The sequence below is a fragment of the Methylomonas rosea genome (genome assembly GCF_024505055.1).
Classification (GTDB): Bacteria; Pseudomonadota; Gammaproteobacteria; order Methylococcales; family Methylomonadaceae; genus Methylomonas; species Methylomonas rosea.
Genome location: NZ_JANIBL010000078.1, coordinates 1 through 21,396, shown reverse-complemented (window position 1 = coordinate 21,396; position 21,396 = coordinate 1). Strand labels below are relative to the sequence as shown.

22 protein-coding genes and 1 tRNA gene are annotated in these 21,396 nt (G+C 51.7%); 16 read left to right on the top strand and 7 right to left on the bottom strand.

From position 1 onward, the window contains the following. Together NP589_RS19365 and NP589_RS19360 are read left to right on the top strand one after the other, a co-directional pair. Positions 1–1,900 (top strand): FimV/HubP family polar landmark protein (locus tag NP589_RS19365; RefSeq protein ID WP_305891064.1); only part of this gene is annotated, 1,900 nt, incomplete at its 5' end. A gap of 325 nt (positions 1,901–2,225) precedes the next feature. Further along, positions 2,226–3,728 carry a B12-binding domain-containing radical SAM protein gene (locus NP589_RS19360; protein ID WP_256608437.1) on the top strand — a complete coding sequence of 501 codons (1,503 nt, stop codon included), beginning with the start codon at positions 2,226–2,228 and terminating at the stop codon, positions 3,726–3,728. Between the two features lie 171 nt (positions 3,729–3,899). On the opposite strand, the gene NP589_RS19355 is transcribed toward NP589_RS19360, so the two are convergent. Both NP589_RS19355 and NP589_RS19350 read right to left on the bottom strand, forming a co-directional pair. Further along, complete coding sequence (locus tag NP589_RS19355) at positions 3,900–4,757, bottom strand: SDR family oxidoreductase (RefSeq protein ID WP_256608436.1); 858 nt, start codon at positions 4,755–4,757, stop codon at positions 3,900–3,902. A 309-nt stretch (positions 4,758–5,066) separates the two neighbouring features. Beyond that, positions 5,067–5,561 carry a hypothetical protein gene (locus tag NP589_RS19350; RefSeq protein WP_256608435.1) on the bottom strand — a complete coding sequence of 165 codons (495 nt, stop codon included), beginning with the start codon at positions 5,559–5,561 and terminating at the stop codon, positions 5,067–5,069. A gap of 845 nt (positions 5,562–6,406) precedes the next feature. Between NP589_RS19350 and NP589_RS19345 the strand changes: the two genes are divergently transcribed. After that, the gene (locus tag NP589_RS19345; protein ID WP_256608434.1) at positions 6,407–6,790 is read left to right on the top strand and encodes a type I restriction-modification system subunit M N-terminal domain-containing protein; all 384 of its coding nucleotides are present in this window, start codon (positions 6,407–6,409) and stop codon (positions 6,788–6,790) included. A 415-nt stretch (positions 6,791–7,205) separates the two neighbouring features. On the opposite strand, the gene NP589_RS19340 is transcribed toward NP589_RS19345, so the two are convergent. From NP589_RS19340 to flgA, 5 genes are all read right to left on the bottom strand, one after another. After that, a tRNA-Arg gene (locus NP589_RS19340) sits at positions 7,206–7,282 on the bottom strand. Between the two features lie 31 nt (positions 7,283–7,313). Next, positions 7,314–8,093, bottom strand: a complete 780-nt coding sequence (locus NP589_RS19335; protein WP_256608433.1) for a flagellar brake protein — start codon at positions 8,091–8,093, stop codon at positions 7,314–7,316. A 33-nt stretch (positions 8,094–8,126) separates the two neighbouring features. Beyond that, positions 8,127–8,621: a flagella synthesis protein FlgN gene (locus tag NP589_RS19330; protein WP_256608432.1), complete on the bottom strand. Its 495-nt coding sequence runs from the start codon at positions 8,619–8,621 to the stop codon at positions 8,127–8,129. 4 nt (positions 8,622–8,625) lie between these two features. Further along, positions 8,626–8,931, bottom strand: a complete 306-nt coding sequence (flgM, locus tag NP589_RS19325) for a flagellar biosynthesis anti-sigma factor FlgM (protein ID WP_256608431.1) — start codon at positions 8,929–8,931, stop codon at positions 8,626–8,628. Positions 8,932–9,000: 69 nt separating this feature from the next. After that, positions 9,001–9,690 (bottom strand): flagellar basal body P-ring formation chaperone FlgA, encoded by a 690-nt coding sequence (gene flgA, locus NP589_RS19320; protein WP_256608430.1) that lies wholly within the window; start codon positions 9,688–9,690, stop codon positions 9,001–9,003. 117 nt (positions 9,691–9,807) lie between these two features. Here flgA and NP589_RS19315 point away from each other — a divergent pair, with 117 nt between their 5' ends. The 13 genes from NP589_RS19315 to flgL form a co-directional block, all read left to right on the top strand. Then, positions 9,808–10,740, top strand: a complete 933-nt coding sequence (locus NP589_RS19315; RefSeq protein ID WP_064010035.1) for a chemotaxis protein CheV — start codon at positions 9,808–9,810, stop codon at positions 10,738–10,740. A 38-nt stretch (positions 10,741–10,778) separates the two neighbouring features. After that, a complete protein-coding gene (locus tag NP589_RS19310) occupies positions 10,779–11,645 on the top strand; it encodes a CheR family methyltransferase (RefSeq protein ID WP_256608429.1) in 867 nt (288 codons plus the stop codon). Positions 11,646–11,823: 178 nt separating this feature from the next. Then, entirely contained in the window at positions 11,824–12,219 is a 396-nt protein-coding gene (gene flgB, locus NP589_RS19305) for a flagellar basal body rod protein FlgB (protein WP_026603424.1), read from the top strand. A 2-nt stretch (positions 12,220–12,221) separates the two neighbouring features. Continuing rightward, positions 12,222–12,638 carry a flagellar basal body rod protein FlgC gene (gene flgC / locus NP589_RS19300; protein WP_020483239.1) on the top strand — a complete coding sequence of 139 codons (417 nt, stop codon included), beginning with the start codon at positions 12,222–12,224 and terminating at the stop codon, positions 12,636–12,638. Positions 12,639–12,645: 7 nt separating this feature from the next. Next, a complete protein-coding gene (locus NP589_RS19295) occupies positions 12,646–13,326 on the top strand; it encodes a flagellar hook assembly protein FlgD (RefSeq protein ID WP_256608428.1) in 681 nt (226 codons plus the stop codon). A 13-nt stretch (positions 13,327–13,339) separates the two neighbouring features. Then, positions 13,340–14,671, top strand: coding sequence for a flagellar hook protein FlgE (gene flgE / locus NP589_RS19290; RefSeq protein WP_256608427.1), 1,332 nt, complete (start codon positions 13,340–13,342; stop codon positions 14,669–14,671). A 16-nt stretch (positions 14,672–14,687) separates the two neighbouring features. Continuing rightward, positions 14,688–15,431, top strand: coding sequence for a flagellar basal-body rod protein FlgF (flgF, locus tag NP589_RS19285; protein ID WP_256608426.1), 744 nt, complete (start codon positions 14,688–14,690; stop codon positions 15,429–15,431). Between the two features lie 51 nt (positions 15,432–15,482). After that, positions 15,483–16,271: a flagellar basal-body rod protein FlgG gene (gene flgG, locus NP589_RS19280; RefSeq protein ID WP_256608425.1), complete on the top strand. Its 789-nt coding sequence runs from the start codon at positions 15,483–15,485 to the stop codon at positions 16,269–16,271. A 15-nt stretch (positions 16,272–16,286) separates the two neighbouring features. After that, positions 16,287–16,991 carry a flagellar basal body L-ring protein FlgH gene (gene flgH, locus NP589_RS19275; RefSeq protein WP_256608424.1) on the top strand — a complete coding sequence of 235 codons (705 nt, stop codon included), beginning with the start codon at positions 16,287–16,289 and terminating at the stop codon, positions 16,989–16,991. A gap of 22 nt (positions 16,992–17,013) precedes the next feature. Continuing rightward, positions 17,014–18,099 (top strand): flagellar basal body P-ring protein FlgI, encoded by a 1,086-nt coding sequence (locus NP589_RS19270; protein ID WP_064010040.1) that lies wholly within the window; start codon positions 17,014–17,016, stop codon positions 18,097–18,099. Between the two features lie 45 nt (positions 18,100–18,144). Continuing rightward, the gene (gene flgJ, locus NP589_RS19265; RefSeq protein WP_256608423.1) at positions 18,145–19,191 is read left to right on the top strand and encodes a flagellar assembly peptidoglycan hydrolase FlgJ; all 1,047 of its coding nucleotides are present in this window, start codon (positions 18,145–18,147) and stop codon (positions 19,189–19,191) included. A gap of 9 nt (positions 19,192–19,200) precedes the next feature. Next, on the top strand, positions 19,201–20,868 hold the full coding sequence (gene flgK, locus NP589_RS19260; protein WP_256608422.1) for a flagellar hook-associated protein FlgK: 1,668 nt from the start codon (positions 19,201–19,203) through the stop codon (positions 20,866–20,868). 9 nt (positions 20,869–20,877) lie between these two features. Further along, on the top strand, positions 20,878–21,396 hold a 519-nt coding region (gene flgL, locus NP589_RS19255; protein ID WP_256608421.1), incomplete at its 3' end, for a flagellar hook-associated protein FlgL.

Below are 21,396 nucleotides of genomic sequence, written 5' to 3'. Positions count from 1 at the left end.
GACTCCTCAGCCGCCAGTCGTCAGCCCCGAGCCCCCAACGCCGGCCGTAACGCCCACGCCGCAACCACCGGTTTCCGAACCTGCCGTCGTGACACCACCGGCGCCCAAACCCATTGTTCCGCCCGCGCCTAAGCTTACCCCACCGCCACCTCCACCGGTTGCTGCGGAAGACGAAGGCTTATTTGGCTCGGACGCTTATTACTGGGTTGCTGGCACCTTAGGCACTGGCATTTTTGGCTTGCTGGGCTGGTTACTATGGCGCAAACGTAAAATCGACGAGCGCACCAACACCGAAAGCATGTTCGCCTCGGCCAGCCAAATTCGGCTGCCCGATTCGGAAAGTAGCCTTTCCGTACCAATTATGGACATCAGCAGTACCGACGAATACGACGTCGGCACTGTAGGCGAAAGTTCGTTTATCAGCGACTTTACCCCTAGCGATTTCGATGCCTTCGATACCGATCAAAACGAAGTCGACCCCATCTCGGAAGCAGACGTTTACTTGGCGTATGGCCGTTACCAGCAAGCGGAGGAACTGATCCGGCATGCTATAAGCGAACAACCTAACCGCGACGAGTGCAAACTGAAACTGCTGGAAATCTATTACGCCAGTGAAAACAAAGACAGTTTTGCCAGTTATGCGCAAGAACTAGCCGATGCCGGTAAACAAGCAGATAAGCCATTCTGGAAAAAAGTCACGGACATGGCTAAAGAAATCGCACCTGATTTAGCCTTGTTTGGCGGCAGTTTTGCCGCTACCGCTGCCCCCACCAGCAAAAGCGATACTAGCTTGGGCGTAGCGAGCTCCACTGCGGCCGATACGGAAATTATCGATTTAGATAAAAGCTTTGCGTTGCTTGACGACGATTTGTCGGATCTGGATATCGATAAGGATTTGGCGCTGGAAGATAACGGACTGGATTTTGACTTGGGAAGTTTCGGCGGCAGCGCTAAATCACCGGACCAAAACAAGCAAGCTGATGCGAATATCGAAAGTATAGATTTCGATCAGCCATCTGCTTCCAAATCTGCTGCGGATAGTGCCGAAACAACTGAAAGTATCGCGGTTTCCGGCAACGACGACATAGAATCGTTCGACTTCGACTTTGCGCTAGATACTGACTCGGAAAAAGCCGAAGCGGATTCGGCTGCCTTGGAACTGGAATCTCTGGATTTCACCAATTTTGCAGGAATAGGTGCAGATACTGAATCCGGACCTGCTGACAGCGCCGAGGACATAGAAACAAAATCGCCTAGTGCGCTGGACGCTTTGGAGAGTTTCGATTTTAACTTCGATATTGACAATGCCGACCCCGAAGCAACAGCCGACAAAACCAAGGCGGATGCCTCAAAAGCCGAGACACCAGCAGCTTTAGAGTCATTCGACTTTAGCGATTTCGATGACATCAAAAAGACCGCCTCAGACCTTTCGGATAAAAGCGCAGAAGCCCTGCCGGACGCAGAAAGTTTCGATTTCGACTTCGACAGTATTAGCCCCAAAACATCCGCTGACGATAGCCTAAGCGTCGAACCGGAGCTGAATTTAGAATCGCAGTTGAAACTGGAAACATTCGATTTTTCCGATTTTGACAATATTACCCCTAAATCAGCGCAATCTTCAGACAAAGCTTTGGAAACGCCTGCGCAATCCAGCGGCGAGTTCGATTTTAACTTCGACTTCGACACGCCAATAATCAGTACCACGGACAACAACGAGTTTGAATTGGGAGTTTCCGATTTGACCGATATGGACGAATTCGAAACTAAAATCGATTTGGCGAAAGCTTATATCGACATGGGCGATACCGAGGCGGCAAAATTGATAGCCGAAGATGTATTGTCCAAAGGCTCAAAACAACAACAGCAAGCCGCACAGGCTTTACTTGACGAACTTAAATAAGCATCGATTACAAACCGATTTTTTTGAATTGTTAGATCCAGTATTTTAGGAAAAATCGGTTGCTGCTTAGTTATTTCATAGGCTGATTACCACAAGCGTTTTATCCCCCAACTATCGCCGGTCTAAGCAGACCTCGCCAAAGCCGGCAACAGAATTCACCCTGCCGACCTGATACGGCCTAGCATTTTTAGCGCAAGGCCGCTTCCCGAAACAGTTTGCAATATCGCCTGCGCTTGCCGACGTGCCACGGGCTGCTTCCAGCATCAAAATTGGTGCTATGCTGGCGTATTAAACCAATCAAGACGCAATCCGCCTTTCATCAGACATGCCCAGCATCGTTATCACCACTCTCAACGCCCGATATATTCATACTGCTTTTGGCTTACGCTATCTCTACGCCAACATGGGTACCTTACAAACTGACACAGCCTTATTAGAATTCGGCATCCAGCAGCGCCCGATCGAAATTGCCGAAAAACTCCTGCAACAACAGGCACGGATTATCGGCCTTGGTGTTTATATCTGGAATGTGGCGGAAATCAGCGCGGTAGTAGCCATCCTGAAACAAGTCGCACCGGAAATTATCATCGTACTTGGCGGACCAGAAGTCAGTCATCCGCCGGATTTACCAAGCATTGCCGAATTGGCCGACTATATCGTCACCGGCAACGGCGAAATAAGCTTTCCGCAATTATGCCGACAATTGCTGTCGGGGCTTAAACCAACTGAAAAAATCGTGTTGAGCGAAATGGCCGCATTGGACGCCTTGGCATCGCCATATCCACACTATACCGATACCGACATCCGTCAACGAATTATCTACGTGGAAGCGTCGCGCGGCTGCCCGTTCAAATGCGAGTTCTGCCTGTCGTCCCTGGACACCACCGCCAAGCCTTTTAATTTAATCGGCTTTTTGCGCGAAATGGAGGTTCTATACCAGCGCGGCGCCCGACATTTCAAATTCATCGACCGTACTTTCAATCTAAAAGTAGACAACAGCGTCGCTATCCTCGAGTTTTTTTTGGCACGCTTGAGCGAGGATTTATATTTGCATTTTGAAGTGATTCCGGACAACTTGCCTGAACGTTTGAAACAGGCCATCAGCCAATTCCCGCCAGGTGTGCTGCAATTTGAAGTGGGCGTACAAACCTTCGATCCTGCCATTCAACATCTGATCAGCCGCAAACAGGATAACCAAAAGACCGAAGCCAATTTAAGCTGGCTCCGGCAGCATTCCAACGCCCATATTCATGCCGATCTAATCGCCGGTCTGCCTGGCGACACCCTTGCCGGCTTCGGCGCCAGTTTCGATAAATTGTTTGCTTTGAATCCCCAAGAAATTCAAGTCGGGATTTTAAAACGTCTGCGCGGCGCGCCAATCAACCGACACAATGACGGATACCAGCTACGTTATGACCCACAGCCGCCCTATGCCATTCTCTGCACCCGCGACATAGGCTTTACCGACTTGCAACGTATCACACGATTCGCCCGCTTTTGGGATTTGATCGGTAACTCAGGCCGTTTTGCCGCGACCTTACCATTAATTGTCGCCGATCAACCGTTCGTCCGCTTTTTGCAATTCAGCGATGCGCTATACGCCTTAACGGACAGTACCTGGCAAATTGCTTTGAAGCGCTTGTTCGAATTAACCTATTCCGTCATGACCGACACACTGCTTGTGCCAGCACCCGATGCAATGGCCGCTTTAGATCAGGACTATCGAAGAAGCGGCGAAAAAAGCCCACCGGCGTTCTTGCAACAAGCCGCAATAGTGAACGCGACAAAGCGCGGCGTGGCGAATAAGCGGCAAAAACAATACCTATAGCTCTCGCCTATTAACCCGGCCCGTAAATACCGTCGCTCCCGCGAAAGCGGGAGTCCATCGGCTATGCTGAATTCTTCGCTGTCTAACGGCTCCCGCCTTCGCGGGCATGATGAATCCAGGGAATTTAAGGGCAATAAACTTGCATAGCATGGGCTTTACAAGGTGTTGATCTCAGCCATCCTCCCCCAGCAACGGGGTAACGGTTGCATAACCGTCCCTATAACTAGGGTACAAAAAGCGGTAACCCAAAGCCTTGAGTCGGGTGTTGCGGCAGCGTTTGTTTTGCGGGGCATCTGGAGCGGCTGACAACGGCAAAGGGTGAGGACAAGCAAATTGTGCGGACAACCAACTCATCACATCCCAAAGCGGCGCCGGCTCGTCGTCGCTCGCCAAATAACAAGGCTCCAAGGCTAAACCGGCGAGTTGTTTTTCCAGTAAAAATAACAAAACCGCCACACAATCCTCGGCGTGAATGCGGTTGGTATAACTGGGCGGTTGTTGCTGGATACCCTCCCCTCGCTCCGCTCTGCGTACCAACCAATCACGACCCGGCCCGTAAATACCGGAAAAACGCACGACGCAATTGCGATCACTCGCAGCCCACAACCGTTTCTCCGCCGCCGCCAGCCATCGGCTAGTCGCGCCAACCGGCTCAGCCATGCTGGTTTCATCGACCCATTCACCGCGATTCTGCTCGTAAACACTGGTTGAAGATACCATCAACCAACTCGGTGGCTGTTCAGCCGCCGCAAAATGCGCCAACAAATTGCTCAGACCGACATCGTACAGAGTCTGATACTCTTCGGCCTGTCGGCTATCGGGAGCCACTATAAATATCACCGCATCAAAACTGCTTGGCAAGGATACCAATGACGAGGCCGATCTTATATCGGCAATAAAAATCGGAAACGGAGTTGAGATAGCCGGCGCGCTGCGCTTCAGCCCAGTTACCTGATGCCCCTGCTGATGCAAGCTTAAAGCCACCTGATAGCCAATATCACCACAACCGATCACTAGTATTTTTGCCATAGCCTTACCTAGGAGAATCTTCACATCGCCTATTATGGCCTGCCACAGCAAGATAAATCCTATAAAAACCCGTGCCCCGATACATTCGGTTTGATTTCACTGGGGTACCCGATTTCGCGAGAGCGGGAAGAATCGTATCGTTGGAAGTTCGCTAAAAAAGATTTTCCTGTAGTGAAATATATTGCCGGATTAGCGCACAGCATTTTTAAAACGCTTCTGGCAGACCGGCCTGGAATTTTCAGTAGGCATAAAAAAACCGGATGGAGTACTAGACTCCAACCGGCCTAAAAGCCCAATGACAACTTGGGTTTAAACGACCTGTTTACGACGACCGATATACAAAAAACCCAACATAGCACTAGTCATAAACCATACAGAGGCAGGGAGAGGTACGCCTGAGACAGGGTTTTGATTGGCAGCTGCTTGAATATCGACGCCATACAGTAACACCAAGTTGTTCGTCAGCAAGCCAGGTTTAAGAAAGCTTAACAGGTAATCATCACCCGCTAATGCAAGACTACCGGATTCGCTGATCCAACCGCTTGTAGTCCAAAGAGCCAACTTAAAAGGACTGGCGGATGCGTAACTTTTAAAACCGGTAAAGGTTTCCAAAGGTGTAGCACTGGCCAAACTAGCTCCTTCAGAAAAGATACCGAAGGTCTCTCCTGAGGGAAATAGGAAACCAGGAGCGAAAAACTCGCTATCCCCTGAAGTCGATTCCCAAATGACGCCTGCCGAACTTGCAGTCGAAACGGCAAGCAGGCAAACAGCAAGCCAAAGTTTTAAAGATAAAAGCGTTTTCATGGATTGTTCTCCATTTTTACTAACGTTAACAAACGGCTATCCTTTAGCCACCTTATACTCCGAAGCCGATATCGCAGAGCGACATCGGCTTTAGCAGAGTTCTGTCTGCTTACAACGAGTCTTTAACTCTCGTAAGCATCTATTGCCGAACATTCGTTAACCGCAAGGCAATAGCTCAAAATGGTTAATCCCTGAAACAGAGATCAAGTTCAATAGATGAATTGATATATTCAAACGAATTTACTGAAACGACGCTTTTTACCCAACTACTTGAATAACCACCCTCGGCTACCTAGAACGTATCGTCGCAGCGCACTGTTTCACGCATTACCGCGAATCTTTACTCCGGTTTCTCCCGAGACTTATCCATATTTCAACCGTCACAAACAACTCAATGCGAGCTCCACTGCCTGACATAAATCGCTTCCGACTCTACCGCGCAGCGTAATGCGCCACACCCCATTGCTATAACAGAAACCACATTTAACTCTTTGAAGAGTCGTGCATCTGTCCGACAAATCGGTTGTTCAAGACTAAAAACTGTACTAGGAAATTGGTTATGCGGAGATTCTACAACCGGCAACTTAATCCTTTATTAACAAAAGATTAAGTTTTGATTAAAGCCTTCAGGACATGAAGTCCACAACTCGCGGATTAACAAAAACTCAACATGGTAGATGCCCCCTCTGTTGGCGGAAACCTAGGGCTGGTGGGTAAGAAACCTTCCACCAATACTCTCCCTTGTTACGAGGTTCGCTTAGTATGCATGCACAGGTATCATGCCACTTTATTTTGTTCCCGGAAGGTCTAGCCAGCTGGACAACAGCATCACCACCAAATCGAACATGGACCACTCTACCCAAAACAAAATCGTCAGTTTTATATGGTCTATTGCCGACGACTACCTTAGGGACGTACTTGTGCGCGGGAAATATCGCGACGTCATCTTGCCGATGTTTGTCTTGCGCCGCCTCGATTGCCTGCTAGAGCCAAGCAAAAAAGCTGCGCTCGAAGAAGTGAGTGCCCAACGCGAAGACACCGGCATGGCCGATCTCGATCCGATTGGCTTGCGCGATGCCTCGGGCTATGTGTTTTACAACACCTCCCGCTTTACCCTGAGAATCCTGCTCGGCAACCATTCGCAACTGGAAGCTAATTTAAAGAACTGCCTGAACGGCTTTTCCGACCACGTCAAAGGGATTGTCGTGGCCTGGAGCGTTTCAAGCTGAATGTGCAGATTGGCCTGGACGACAGTGAAACCGAATTGGACCCGCAAATCCTATTCTGCGCGGTTCTCACACGGGCGGCAGCGATAAAAATCCGCTGGACAAAATCATCAAAGCCTTTAACGAACGTTACTTTGCCGGCTGGAAAGCTACCCCGGAAGAGCTGCGGGTGAAGTTCATTAAGATCGCCAAGCATGTCATGGATCATGCCGATTATAAGGCGCAGGCGGAAGACAGTCCTGATGCGCAGAATCGGCAGCTGCATTGGAGAAACTGATTCAGAATACGATCAGCATCGAACGCAAGCGGGAATTGGATTTGTATAAACGCTACGCCTCAGTCCCTGATTTCAAGCAGGCATTTGGTGCGCCGAGCAAGGGTGTTGTTCAGCCAAGGAAGCAGTCTGTAATAGCTTTTATGGCGTCCCGGAGACGATTCGAACGTCCGACCTGTCCCTTAGGAGGGGACCGCTCTATCCTGCTGAGCTACCGGGACCTGGGTTGAAATTTTACCACAGGGCAAAAGGCTAAGCTTTCTGTTTTCTAATCTCTACGCGTTCAAGCGACGTGATGAAATAGGACAGCTTGGATTGGCTTTTTGAAGACAAATTTTCGAATAGTCCGCCGATTTGCACTTTGGCTGATGACGCCGACACCGGCTTTACAAAGCGCACGGACAGATCAAAATCCATTACGTAATCTTCAAAAGTAATTTGACAGTTTTTGACGGTATCGCCGCGCTGCACCCGCGCTCTGTTAACGGGAACGGTAATACCCGCTCCGCCTCTGGATAAATCGAACAGACTACCTCCGACCGAAATACCTGTGCGTTGCACAACACCGGAAAACGGAATATCGATACTGCTTATTTCCAGACGCGGGGTGCGCCGCCGCTGGGGATAAAACACCCGATCAGGAAAGGGGGCTTTGTAGTAATTGATGCCTCGTGAATGACCGACTTCGATTCCCGTCAGATTAAACGATAAATGGATACCCTTATGAAAGGTAGAGAGTTTCAACGAGCGGCTGAGCAACAAAAAATCGTTACCGTGTTTAGGCATCAGCTCGTCGAGAATAATGACTTTCTTATCCAGTTTGACTGCGAGTATAGAGGAACTAAAGTCCTCGCCCTCCACCTGAACGGTACATAGCGGCGAACTATTTTCAATTTCACCCAGTAACTTAGCTATCTTGTCCGTATCGGTAATAAAGTTGGGGTTCTCAAAACTTAATAGCTCGTCATCGTCATCTTGAGCGGGCTCCGGTGGCAACGGTTTTGAAAATAAATGCTTGAGTTTTCGCAGCATATGAGCGACCTGTCTGGTTATTCGTCGCTCAGTCTACACCGAAATTAATGTATGCGAAAACAGCTCGTTGCGGGTGACGCCATCAGGCCCGTAGGTAGCGGCTAACGGCGACTTACCTCTTAAGATTTGCAGTGATCTTTGCGTATGTCGACTCAATAACGCGATGCTGGCACCGTTCTGTTCGTTGATTGCGCGGCAGGTTTGGGAGAGTCTGACGATGTGATTCCAATAATTCCAGGATTCGGAAATATTGATGCCAGCGGCTTTGGCTTTGACAAGATAGGCTTTGATGCCATCGTTACTCACCACCAATTGCTCGGTGGCGAGCACCTGGCCTAATTGCTTGGTAAATTGCTCAAGCTGCGTAACCAGATCCTTTTTGTGCATAGCGATTGCCGAAATGGCATCCGCATCGGTTTTTTGCTTCAGGCTTGCGGCTTCGGCGTTTAGTAGCTCCAGCAAACTTTGCGTCGCTTTTAAACCGTTATTTAGTAGTTTCTCGGTGATTTGGTAAGTTTTCTCTATCATGACGTTATGTGCTATTGCTTAGTTGACCTTCAAATTGCAACATTTTCTCGGCAACGCGCTCGGCGTTAACTTGATAGCTGCCGTCCTGCACAGCGGCTTTTATGGCCGCCACACGGTCTTCGTTCACCACGGAGGCGGCAGCGCTTGAAGCTGTGGCCGATTTAATGTCCAGAGCGGTCGCGGTGATGTTGACTGTGTCCGTGGAGGCACCGGTGACGGGCTTCTCTTTAAACTCGGCCGAGTCCTTAACCGCTGATTTTGCCGGTAGCGGTGTGCTAACAGATTTGCTGGTGATAGGGTCGATAGCCATGACGGAATTCCTAAATTAGTTTTATCTGTAGCATTTAGCGGCATCATCATAAATTCCTTTAATGCTTTATCAAAAATAAACCGATACCTGCCCGGAATCGACCACGGTCGCCTGGATTACGCGTTGCGAAGACAGGTTTTTTACATTGATTTTCTGACCTTTGGCGCCATCAGCCATCGCCGTGCCAACCGCGCTAATCATTACTCCGGCCTTGCCTGATTGAATATTTACCCGCTCGCCCCGCTTGACCAATGTCAACTCGGTAACATGCAACTTGCTTAACACGCTGCCGGCGGGAATATTGCGTACCGCCTGCTTATCGACGACGTCATCCAGCTCGGTCAGATAGCCCTGTTGCAACAAGCCGATATCGCGGGTTTCCGCACTCAAATACTCGGCACGAATCACATCACTGCGCTGTAATGATCGATTCAGGACCAATACGTCTTTAAACGACCTTACCGACACCATGCTGTAAATCGTCCAGCCCTTTTCGCCCTGGCAACGCACTCCCACCGTATTCCTGCCCGGCTTTATCTCACCGGATTGGGTAAATACTTGCAATGGTTGCTCGCACTGCGGCAATTGCAAACGCGGATCGATTTGCGCACCGCCAATTTCATACTTGCCACCAGGAGCGAGATTGGTGTTGATGTACTGGCTAACGGCATCCTGTATTAACGGCACCGATTGCATCGGTCCCGCTAACGTTGTTTCGCAAACCAACAGCAAAATCACTCTCAAATTTTTGATCTTCATTGCAGTCGCCATTTTTTTGACTTTTGCAAGGATAAAGCACGAAACATACCAGTAATTTTATAAAGTAAAAAAAAGCAAAGTGTCTATAATTGCAAGCAGCATATTTCAGGGGGTTTTATGGCCGGAGTCTTAGACGGAGTCGATCAGCGCACCAAACTGGCGGGGCACAACAGATTCGAACTCTTGTTGTTTAAACTTGTTAGTAAACAACGATTTGGAATTAATGTTTTCAAAGTTCAGGAGGTGATTCAATGCCCACCCTTAACTCAAATTCCCAATTCACATTCGGTGATTTGCGGCGTTGCCCACCTGCGCGGCAAGACCATTCCCGTGCTGGATTTATCGATGGCTATCGGCATGAGACCATTGGTGCGCGACGCCGGCTGTTACGTCATCGTCACAGAATACAACCGTTCCATTCAAGGCTTTCTGGTCGGCTCGGTAGACCGGATCATTAACATCGGCTGGGAACAAGTAAAAGCCCCACCCACCGGCACCGGTAAAGAAAGCTATCTAACCGCAGTGACTGAAATCGACGGCGAGTTGATAGAAGTGATTGACGTCGAAAAAGTGATGAAAGAAGTCATCGGCGGCCGCGAAGAAGCTTCCGCGGAAGTCATCGACATGGAAGTAACCAGCAAAAATGATCACATCCTGGTGGTGGACGATTCATCGGTAGCCAGAAACCAGGTTAAACGCGTCTGCCAACAAATCGGCATTGAGTGCACGCTGTTAAAAGACGGCCAAGAAGCCTGGGATCATTTAAACGCGTTGGTGGCGGACGGCATCGATATTCAGGACAAATACTCGATGATTATTTCCGACGTGGAAATGCCGCGCATGGACGGCTACACGCTGGCCACCAAAATCAAAGCCGACCCCAACATGAAGAAAATCTATTTGATTTTACATACTTCATTAAGCGGCGTGTTTAATACGTCAATGGTCCAAAAAGTTGGCGCTAACGAATTTCTGGCAAAGTTTGATCCGGACTCATTGATGAATTCCATTCAGCATCAGCTCAAACTTTATCATGCCGCCCATTCCTGACCAACACCCACCGCGCCGCCTGCCCTCAAAACTCAGATATGTTGAACCAGGCTGAACCGGGTAGTCCGGCGGGTAAAATTATCGACATTTCCGCCGCGGAGTATCAAGCCATACAACAGTTCCTCAGCCAAAGTTGCGGCATTGAGTTGGGTGACAGCAAACAATACTTGGTAAAAAGCAGATTGTTGCCCTTGATGGGCAAATTTGAATTCTCAAGCTTCGCCGAACTGGCCAACAGCCTGCAATCCGCTGCATTTTCCGCGCAAAAAATCAAAAGCGCCGTAGTCGACGCGATGACCACCAACGAGACCTTCTGGTTTCGCGACGAACGGCAATTCGTCGAACTCAAAGACAAAGTCTTACCCGGCTTGCTGAATAGCAAAAACGGCAACGTCAGAGTTTGGTCCGCCGCTTGCTCATCCGGCCAGGAACCCTACTCGATAGCCATCTGCGCCCTGGAAGCCATCAAAGCTTCTACAAAATCACGCTCTCTGCAAATTATCGGCACGGACATCTCCGAAGCTATTCTCGAGGAAGCCAAGAGAGCAGTTTATTCGGAAGCCGCGCTGTCGCGTGGCATGGATAGCGCGGCAAAAGCGCGATATTTTCACAAAAATTACGACGGTTACTTACTTAGCCCCGAAGTCAGCCAGCTCGTGCGTTTTCAACAATTCAATCTGCTCAAATCGTTCACTGCCTTGGGCCGTTTTGACCTGATCTTCTGCCGCAACGTGTTGATCTATTTCTCCGATCAAGTCAAACGCGACATTCTCACCCGCATGGCCGACAGCCTCGAACCGGGCGGCTATCTGTTCCTCAGCAGCACCGAAGCGATGCCGATAGGTTTGGACAGCTTTGAATTGGTTCGCTCCGGCTTAACCAGCTACTTCAAAAAAGTCGGTTAATCCTCTCGCCAGTTTATTGACGACTTAAGCAAGCGGCAGCATTTTGCCGCCACGCCTGAAACACTGTTTTTTGACACTCTCGTCAGCCATTCAAATTGCTATACAAATGAAATAAAAGCATATTTATTTTATGGCACATATACTGCTTTTAGGTTTAAAAAACCCAAAGGTGGCAATTATGGCTATTAATTTCGACAGTGCCTTAGGCATACATCCGCAAGCGTTAGCGTTGCGCGAAAAGCGCAGCGAGATTTTGGCTTCAAACCTGGCCAACGCCGACACGCCCGATTACAAAGCCCGTGACCTGGACTTTAAATCGGTGTTTCAACAAGCCCTGGCCGGAGACGGCTCGGAACTGAAGCGCAGCCAGCAAGGCCATCTGCCTAGTCACAATAATGTACTCGGCGCCGACCTGCTCTATCGCAATCCGCAACAAGCTTCGCTGGACGGTAATACCGTCGAGTCGCACATCGAGCAAGCCAAATACGCGGAAAACGCCGTGCAGTACGAAGCCAGCTTGCGCTTTATCAACAATAAGTTTTCCGGCCTGATGTCGGCCATCAAAGGAGAATAACCATGTCTTCATTTCGCATCTTCGACGTCGCCGGCAGCGGCATGAACGCGCAAAACCTCAGATTAAATCTGGTAGCCAGCAATATTTCCAATGCCAGCAGCGTCAGCAGCAGCATCGACCAGGTCTACAAATCCCGTCAACCCGTGTTTGCCGCCGAACTGAAAAACGCGATGGACAAGAACAGCACCACCAGCGGCGTCAACGTACTCGGCGTCGTCGAAAACCAGGCGCCGCCGGTGATGGAGTACGCCCCCAATCATCCGCTGGCGGACGCCACCGGCTACATCTATAAATCCAACGTAAACACCGTGGAAGAAATGGCCAATATGATGTCCGCTTCCCGCTCTTACGAGAACAATGTAGAGGTGTTGAACACCGCTAAAAACCTGATTCTGCAAACCCTGAAAATGGGACAGTGAGGCATTTATGACCAGCGCAATCGATACATTTAATAGCCTCGGCTTAGCCACTACCGGTTCCGGCACGGCAAAAGGCGTGCAAAAACAAACCTTGGGGCAAGATCAGTTTCTGAAACTGCTGACCACGCAAATGACCCATCAGGACCCGATGAAGCCCATGGACAACGGCGAATTTCTCGGCCAAATGGCCCAGTTCAGCACGGTATCCGGCATTCAGGATCTCCAGGCTTCATTCAAGGATTTCGCCAGCTCGCTCAGCTCCGACCAAGCCCTGCAAGCCGCCGGCTTGGTTGGCCGCCATGTTTCGGCGCCCGCTAAGGAAGCATTGCTTGGCGCCGGCGGCACGGTATCCGGCGACTTCGAAATGCCCAGCAGTTCGCCGAATGTCAGTGTGAAGATCATAAACCCGCAGACTGGCGCCATCGTTAGAGAAATCGATATGGGCGCACAAGCGGCCGGCACTACCACCTTCGAATGGGACGGCAAGGATAGCAACACGCAACTCGCCGATCCGGGCGTCTACAAAATTCAAGCTGAAGCCAAAATTGACGGCGTCAATACGGTATTGGCCACCAACATTAAATCGCTGGTGAAAAGCGTGACGATGGGCGGCGGCAGCGGCGGTCTGCAAGTCAACCTCGACGGCGTCGGCACCGTAAAATTCAGTCAAATTAAACAAATCTTGTGAAGGAGAAGGCATCATGGCTTTTACAACAGCATTAAGCGGTTTAAACGCCGCATCCAACAACCTGGCCGTGACCGGCAACAATATTGCCAACGCCAACACTGTGGGCTTTAAAAAGTCACGCTCGGAATTCGCAGACGTTTATGCGTCCAGCCTGGGCGGCGTCAGCAACACCACGGCCGGCGCTGGCGTCAGAGTTGCCAACGTTGCCCAGCAATTCAATCAAGGCAGTTTGTCGTTCACCGACAACAATCTGGATTTGGCGATCAGCGGCGAAGGCTTCTTCACCATGGCCAAAAGCCCAACAGAAACCAATGACATTACTTATACGCGCTCCGGCGAATTCAAACTGGATAAGGACGGCTATCTGGTCAACAATCAGGGCAAATCGCTGATGGTCTACAAACCCAACGGCACTGCCGTCGCGGACGGTTTCAGCACCGGGGTAACACAACCGGTTCAGATCAATACCCTCACCGGCCTGCCCAGCGCCACAGACACCGTATCGCTGGCTGTGAATCTCAACGCCAACGAAACAGTTCCCAGCGTCACGCCGTTCGATCCGACCAATAACAACTCCTACAACTCGCAAACGTCAGTGACCGTTTACGATTCGCTGGGCTCACCGCATATTCTGACTACATACTATGTAAAAGGCGCCTCGACAGCCTCTACTACGGATTGGAGCGTTTATCACTATATGGCCGAACCGGCGACACCGACAGCCAGAACCTCGATCAATGCCGGCACCTACGGCACAGCAGTTGCCGCACCGGCCACCACGACTACACTGCCGACACCGGCTGTGATGACTTTTGACTCCTCCGGTAAATTACAAACCCCGGTATCTGGTCGGTTCGCCCTGAGTGACTACACCATATTGCCGGCAACCGGCGCGGCGCCGGTTAAGGTGGGTACCATGGACTTCTTCGGCTCCACCCAGGTTCAGGAAAAATTCAGCGTGAATACGATGACGCAAAACGGCTTACCGGCCGGACGCTTGACGGGCATTGATATTGACGATGAAGGGGTAATCTTTGCCCGTTTCAGTAACGGCGGCTCGCAAACCATGGGTAAAGTGGCTTTAACTCGGTTCGCCAATACCAACGGCTTGGCCAAAATCGGCGATACCGCCTGGGGGCAAAGCGCCAACTCCGGAGAACCGATTCCCGGTGAAGCCGGCGCGAATAACTTTGGTCAGATTCAGGCCGGCGCGTTGGAAAGCTCGAATGTCGAGTTGTCCGCGCAACTGGTCAATCTCATCGTTGCCCAACAGCATTACCAAGCCAATGCCCAGACCATCACTACGGAAAACAGCATCATGCAAACCATTCTGCAAATTCGGTAATTCATAGGAAACCGCCATGGACCGTAGCCTTTATATCGCGATGAACGGCGCCAAGCAGACCTTGCTGGCGCAAGGCGCCAACGCCAATAATCTGGCCAACGCTCAAACCACCGGCTTCAAAGCCGATTTCGAGCAATTCCGCGCGATGCCGGCTTTCGGTCCCGGCTACCCCTCAAGGGTTTATTCGATGACCGAACGCCCCGGTACCAACATGGCTAGCGGCAGCATCCACACCACTGGCCGCGACCTGGATGTCGCGATCAACGGCCAGGGCTGGATCGCGGTGCGGAATGCAGAAGGCCAGGAAGCCTATACCCGCGCCGGCGATCTTCGGCTAACCCCCGAAGGCTTATTGCAAAACGGCGCCGGACTCTCGGTGCTCGGCGAAGGCGGCGAACCGATCACCGTTCCGCCCGCTCAAAAGATGGAAATCGGCACCGACGGCACCATCTCCATCGTCCCGCAAGGCGTGAATGCCACCAACAGCGTCATTGTCGAGCGGATCAAACTGGTAAATCCTGACCCGGCCAATCTGGAAAAACGCGAAGACGGCTTAATGCACGCCAAGCAAGCCGGCGCCATCCCGCCAGACGCCACTGTCACGCTGATTCAAGGCTCGCTGGAATCCAGCAACGTCAATGCTTTGGCGGCAATGGTGGAAATGATAGAACTCTCTCGAAACTTCGAATTGCAATCCAAAGTCATGAAAAACATCGACGACACATCCGGCGCCAGCGCCAAGTTGATGCAAGTGGCATAGTTTCTGCTTTACTCCTGATAAGACAAAAAATTGTCAGATTAGGAGATTGTCATGACAGAACGAGCATTATGGGTCGCAAAATCCGGTTTGGATGCCCAACAAACCCGCATGGCGGTTATTTCCAATAACCTGGCCAACGTCAACACCACCGGCTTTAAGAAAGCCAGACCTATTTTCGCCGACTTGATGTATCAAAACGTCCGTCAGGCCGGCGCGCAGTCCACCCAAAACACCCAATTGCCTACCGGCTTACAGCTTGGTACCGGGGTACGCACGGTGGCTACCGAAAAACTGCACACCCAAGGCAATATTCTGCAAACCGGCAACTCGCTGGATATAGCGGTAAGCGGACGCGGGTTTATGCAGATTTTAATGCCCAACGGCGACATCAATTACACCCGCGACGGCTCGTTCAAAATGGATTCGACCGGTCAGGTGGTCACCTCCAACGGCATGCCGCTGGAACCGGCCATCACCATTCCGCAGGACGCGTTGAGCGTCACGGTCGGCCAGGACGGCACGGTCTCGGTAACCCAACCGGGCGCCGCGGCAGCCAATCAGGTAGGACAGATTCAGATTGCCGACTTCATCAACACCGCCGGTTTGGAACCGATTGGCGACAACCTGTTCCGCGAAACCGTCGCCAGCGGCGCACCGATCATCGGCGCGCCCGGCGAAAACGAGCTGGGCACTTTGATACAAGGCTCCCTGGAAACCTCGAACGTCAACGTCGTGGAAGAACTGGTCAACATGATAGAAACCCAGCGCGCTTACGAGATGAACTCCAAAGCCATTTCCACCACCGACCAAATGCTGTCCTTTGTCACGCAACAACTTTAATTTAGGACAAAGCTCATGACCAAATTCATCACACGGCAAGCAGGCGGCAAAATTTTGCTGGTAGCGGCAATCGCGTTAATGGCTGGCTGCGATACTTTGCCGAAACGCGACCCCGACTTCGCTCCGGTACAACCCGCCGACCTGCGCCCACCGCAACAAAGCAACGGCGCGATTTACCAGGCCGGCTACGACATGCGCTTATTCGAAGATCATGCCGCGCGCCGGGTTGGCGATATTTTGACCGTAACCTTCGACGAGAACACCAACGCCACCAAGCAAGCCAACTCCAAAGCCAGCAAGAACAGCGATATTCAAGCGTCGGGCAGCGCCCCCACGATTTTTGGTTTAGCCAGTTCCGCGCTGCTGGGTCACGATCTGGCAACATCCATTGACTACAGCATGGACCGCAGCACCGAAGGCAAAGGCGACGCCCGGCAAAGTAACCGATTGACCGGTGGCATCAGTGTCACCGTGGTCGACGTACTCCCGAACGGCAATCTGCGCGTACGCGGCGAAAAACGCGTCACGCTGAACGACGGCAGCGAATATATTCGCCTGTCTGGCATCGTGCGTCCGATCGACATCAATGTCGCCAACACCCTGCCCTCCAGCAAAGTGGCCGACGCTACCATCATGTATACCGGCGACGGCGCCTTGGCAGACAGTAACAAACCCGGCTGGATTTCCAGAGTATTGTCCAGCCCATGGTTTCCCTTCTAGCCTGAGCTGACGGAGAATGCAAATGAACAAAATATGTCTAATCGCCATGCTTTTGTTAGCGAACGCCGCCCAGGCGGAACGTATCAAAGACATTGCCTCTATCGCCGGCGTGCGCAGCAACCAATTGGTGGGCTACGGCCTGGTCACCGGTCTGGATAAATCCGGCGACAAAACCAAATTTACCGGCCAAAGCTTGCGCAGCATGATGGGCAAACTGGGCCTCACTTTACCTCCCGATACCGACCCCAAATCCAAAAACGTCGCGCTGGTCAGCGTTCACGCCGATCTGCCTGCTTTCGCCAAACCCGGTCAAAAAATTGACGTCACTGTATCGTCTATAGGCGACGCCAAAAGTCTGCGCGGCGGCTCGCTGTTGATGAGTCCGTTACGCGGTGCCGACGGCAATGTCTACGCGGTGGCGCAAGGCAATTTAGTGGTGGGTGGCCTCAGCGCCAGCGGCCAGGACGGTTCGAAAATTACCGTCAATAACCCGCTGGTGGGCCGAGTGCCTAACGGCGCCACGGTGGAACGCATCGTACCTAGCTCATTCGATCAAAGCGCTGACCTGGTTTTTAATTTGAATTCCTCGGATTTCACCACCGCACAGCGCATGGCAGACTCCATCAACAAGGCGCTGGGCGCCGAAACCGCGCAAGCCGTCGATGCCACCTCGGTCAGCGTCAGAGCACCGGTTAACCCCAACCAACGGGTGGGCTTTGCCTCGGTGATCGAAAACCTGGAATTGGCGCCCGACGATGCCCCAGCGAAAGTGATTGTCAATTCCCGCACTGGTACGGTCATTATCAACAGCAAAGTCAGAGTACAACCGGCAGCGGTTTCTCATGGCAGCTTGACCGTGACCATCAGCGAGAATCCACAAGTCAGCCAACCCAATCCATTATCGGGCGGCAGTACCGTAGTAACACCGCAATCCAACGTCTCGGTAAATGAAGATAAAAACCACATGTTTGTCTTCAACCCCGGCGTGTCGCTAGACGAGATCGTCCAAGCGGTAAACGGTGTCGGCGCCGGCCCAAGCGACTTGGTGGCCATTTTGGAAGCATTGAAATCCGCCGGCGCGCTTAGAGCCGAGTTGATAGTGATTTAAAGAACGCAACAAAGCAGTTGATTGCATGATTTATTGGAGATTCCCATGTTAAACGTAGACAGTGCTTCGGTGTATACCGACTTCAACGGCCTGGCGAAACTTAAACAAGGCGCCCGCGAGCAATCGCCCGAGGCGATCAAGGAAGTCGCCAAACAATTCGAGTCGGTGTTTCTAGGCATGGTCATGAAAAACATGCGTCAAGCTAAATTGGCCGACGGCATATTGGACAGCCAGCAAACCCAGTTTTATCAAGACATGTACGACCAACAAATGTCCGTGCATCTGGCCGGCAAACCCGGCATCGGTTTTGCCGATTTAATTGCCCAACAATTGTCGCCCAAACAAAACAAGGACGAAGAAAAAGACGAACAACTGTCCGCTAACGATTTCTTGAATCGCGCGGCCGGCACCGGCGCCAGCACTAACCCCGACAATCACCAGTCGCTGCGGACCGGCGAGGAAACCGAAGAGCAAATGCCGTTGGATGCCTCTGGCTTAAGTAGCCTGGAGCGCAGCTTGGCCCGCCTGGAACGTAGCCAGAAAGTCCTGGCCGACCAATGGCAAACCCTGGACGATAAAGTGCGCAACGATAGTGATCGGCCGCTGACTTCCAGGGACGAGTTCGTGAACCAACTACGGCCGCATGCCGAACAAGCCGCGCGCAGTCTGGGAGTGGATCCCAACGTGTTGTTGGCTCAAGCGGCACTGGAAACCGGCTGGGGCCAAGGCATGGTGAAAAATGCCCAAGGCGATAACAGCTTTAACTTGTTCAATATCAAAGCTGATAGGTCCTGGCAAGGCAAACAAGCCAAAACCATGACACTGGAATATGCCGGTGGTGTGGCCAAAAAAGAAATGGCCGGCTTCCGCGCTTACGAGTCCTACAAAGACAGCTTCGACGATTACGTGAACTTTATCAAAACCAATCCGCGTTACAGCGAAGCCTTGAAGAAAGCCGGCAACGCCGGACATTATTTACACGAACTACAACAAGCCGGTTATGCCACCGATCCGCGGTATGCCGAAAAAGTCATGACGATCTACCACAGCCAAACCGCGGCCCAGGTAGCAGCTCTAAAAAGCGCGGGTTAGGAGGCGAACATGGCCATTGGCATACTCGGCAATGCATTATCGGGACTGACCGCATTCCAGCGCTCGCTGGAAACCACCAGCAACAATATCAGTAACGCCAACACCGAAGGCTATAGCCGGCAACGCGTCGAACTGGCCACGCGCCCCGAGCAATTTACCGGCAACGGCTATATGGGCAACGGCGTCGAAGTTGCCAACATTACCCGCAGCTACGACCAGTTCATCAGTAATCAAGTCCGTTCCAGCACCGCCACGTTTCACGATATAGACAGTTTTTACACCTTGTCGTCGCAAATCGACAACATCACCGCCGACGAAACCACCGGTCTGGCGCCGGCCATGAAAAGCTTTTTCGATGCGATAGACAGCGTCGCCAACGACCCCAGCTCGGTGGCAGCCCGCCAGGTGATGCTGACCGAAGCCGAATCGCTGACCCAGCAGTTCAACACCATGAGCGCCCGCTTCAGCGACTTACGCAAACGCGTTAACGATAATGTGACCAGCTCGGTGCAGGAGCTGAATGGCTTTGCCAAAACCCTGGCCGAACTGAATGTGAAGATCGTCTCGGACATAGGCCGCTCGTCCGGCAAGCAATTACCCAATGAGCTAATGGATCAACGCGATCTATTGCTGACCAAAATTGCCGAAAAAGCCGACGTTACTTATATCAGCCAGGCCGACGGCTCATACAACGTGTTTATCGGTAAGGGCCAACCTTTGGTGCTGGGTAGCGCGGCTTCCACGCTGTCCGTGGTCGGCGACAGTAACGATGTCAATCAAAAGTTGATCATGCTGAATGGTCAGGATATTTCCAAACAGCTGTCCGGCGGCGAACTCTCCGGCAATCTGCGTTTTAGAGATCAAGTACTGGACCCCGCACAACAACAACTGGGTTTGCTGGCAACCGGTTTGGCCACCGAATTTAACAACATCCATAAAGCCGGCTACGACATCAACGGCACAACCAATGTGGCGTTTTTTGATTTGAATTCGCCGACTCCGCAAGTCAAAGCCACAGTCAGCGACAGCAGTTTGGTGGTTTCCAGCGCGTTTGTGGCACCGACATCGGCATCCGGCCTGGGCGCTTCCTATCGGCTGGACGTTACTGCGACCGTGCCGGCGGCCACGTTCAGCTTAACCAATTTAAGCGACAATACCACGACTGCCGGCTTAAGCGCCGCCACCCTGGCGACCACCGCCGCAACTAACGGTTTTAGTATCAGTTTTAGCGGCGGTTCGCTGACCATTGGCGACTCCTTCCAAATCAGTCCCAACTTTAACGCCGCCGCCAAAATCAAACTTAACTCGGCCATCACCAACCCAAGACAAATCGCGGCCGCCAGCGCCACCGGCCTACCCGGCGACAACAGTAATGCACTGAAATTGGCTAATCTGGAAACCCAGGCAAAAATGTTCGGCGGCAAAGCCAGCTTTACCCAAGTGTACGGGCAGATGATCTCTGATGTCGGTTCGCAAACCCATGCCGCTTCAGTTGGCCGCACCGCGCAGGAAACCCTGCTCAAGCAGGCTACCAGCGCCAAGGAGAGTGTATCCGGCGTCAACCTGGACGAAGAAGCGGCAAATCTCATCAATTTTCAAAATTCGTATCAGGCGGCTGCCAAAGCCGTTTCGGTGGCTAATTCATTGTTCGACACCCTGATCGGGGCATTCCGCTAGGAGATTATTATGCGCATTTCAACCTCATGGAATAATCAGCTCGGCCTGAATGCGATGTTGGATCAGCAATCCAAACTCAGCGAGACTCAGCTAAAACTATCCTCCGGTAAGAAATACCTGAGTCCCGCCGAAAATGCGGTGGCCGCCACCAGCATGATCGACCTGAATCACAATATTAAGGAAAATCAGCAATACCAAGTCAATATCGGCGCGGCGCGGCAAAGACTCGACCTGGAAGAGTCCGCACTGGACAATGCCGGCAGTGTATTGCATAGGATCAGGGAATTGACCGTGCAAGGCCTGAACGACAGCAATACCGCCACCAACCGCCAACAAATAGCAATGGAAATCGACGAACTGAACAAGCAATTGTTAAGCATCGCCAATACCAAAAATGCCAACGGCGAATATATTTTTTCCGGGTACAAAACCGACCAAGCCGCATTTACCGACACCCCCGCTTACGCCTACCAAGGTGACGCCAGCCAACGCAGTATCGCCATCGGCCCCAGCCGGCACGTCACCGAC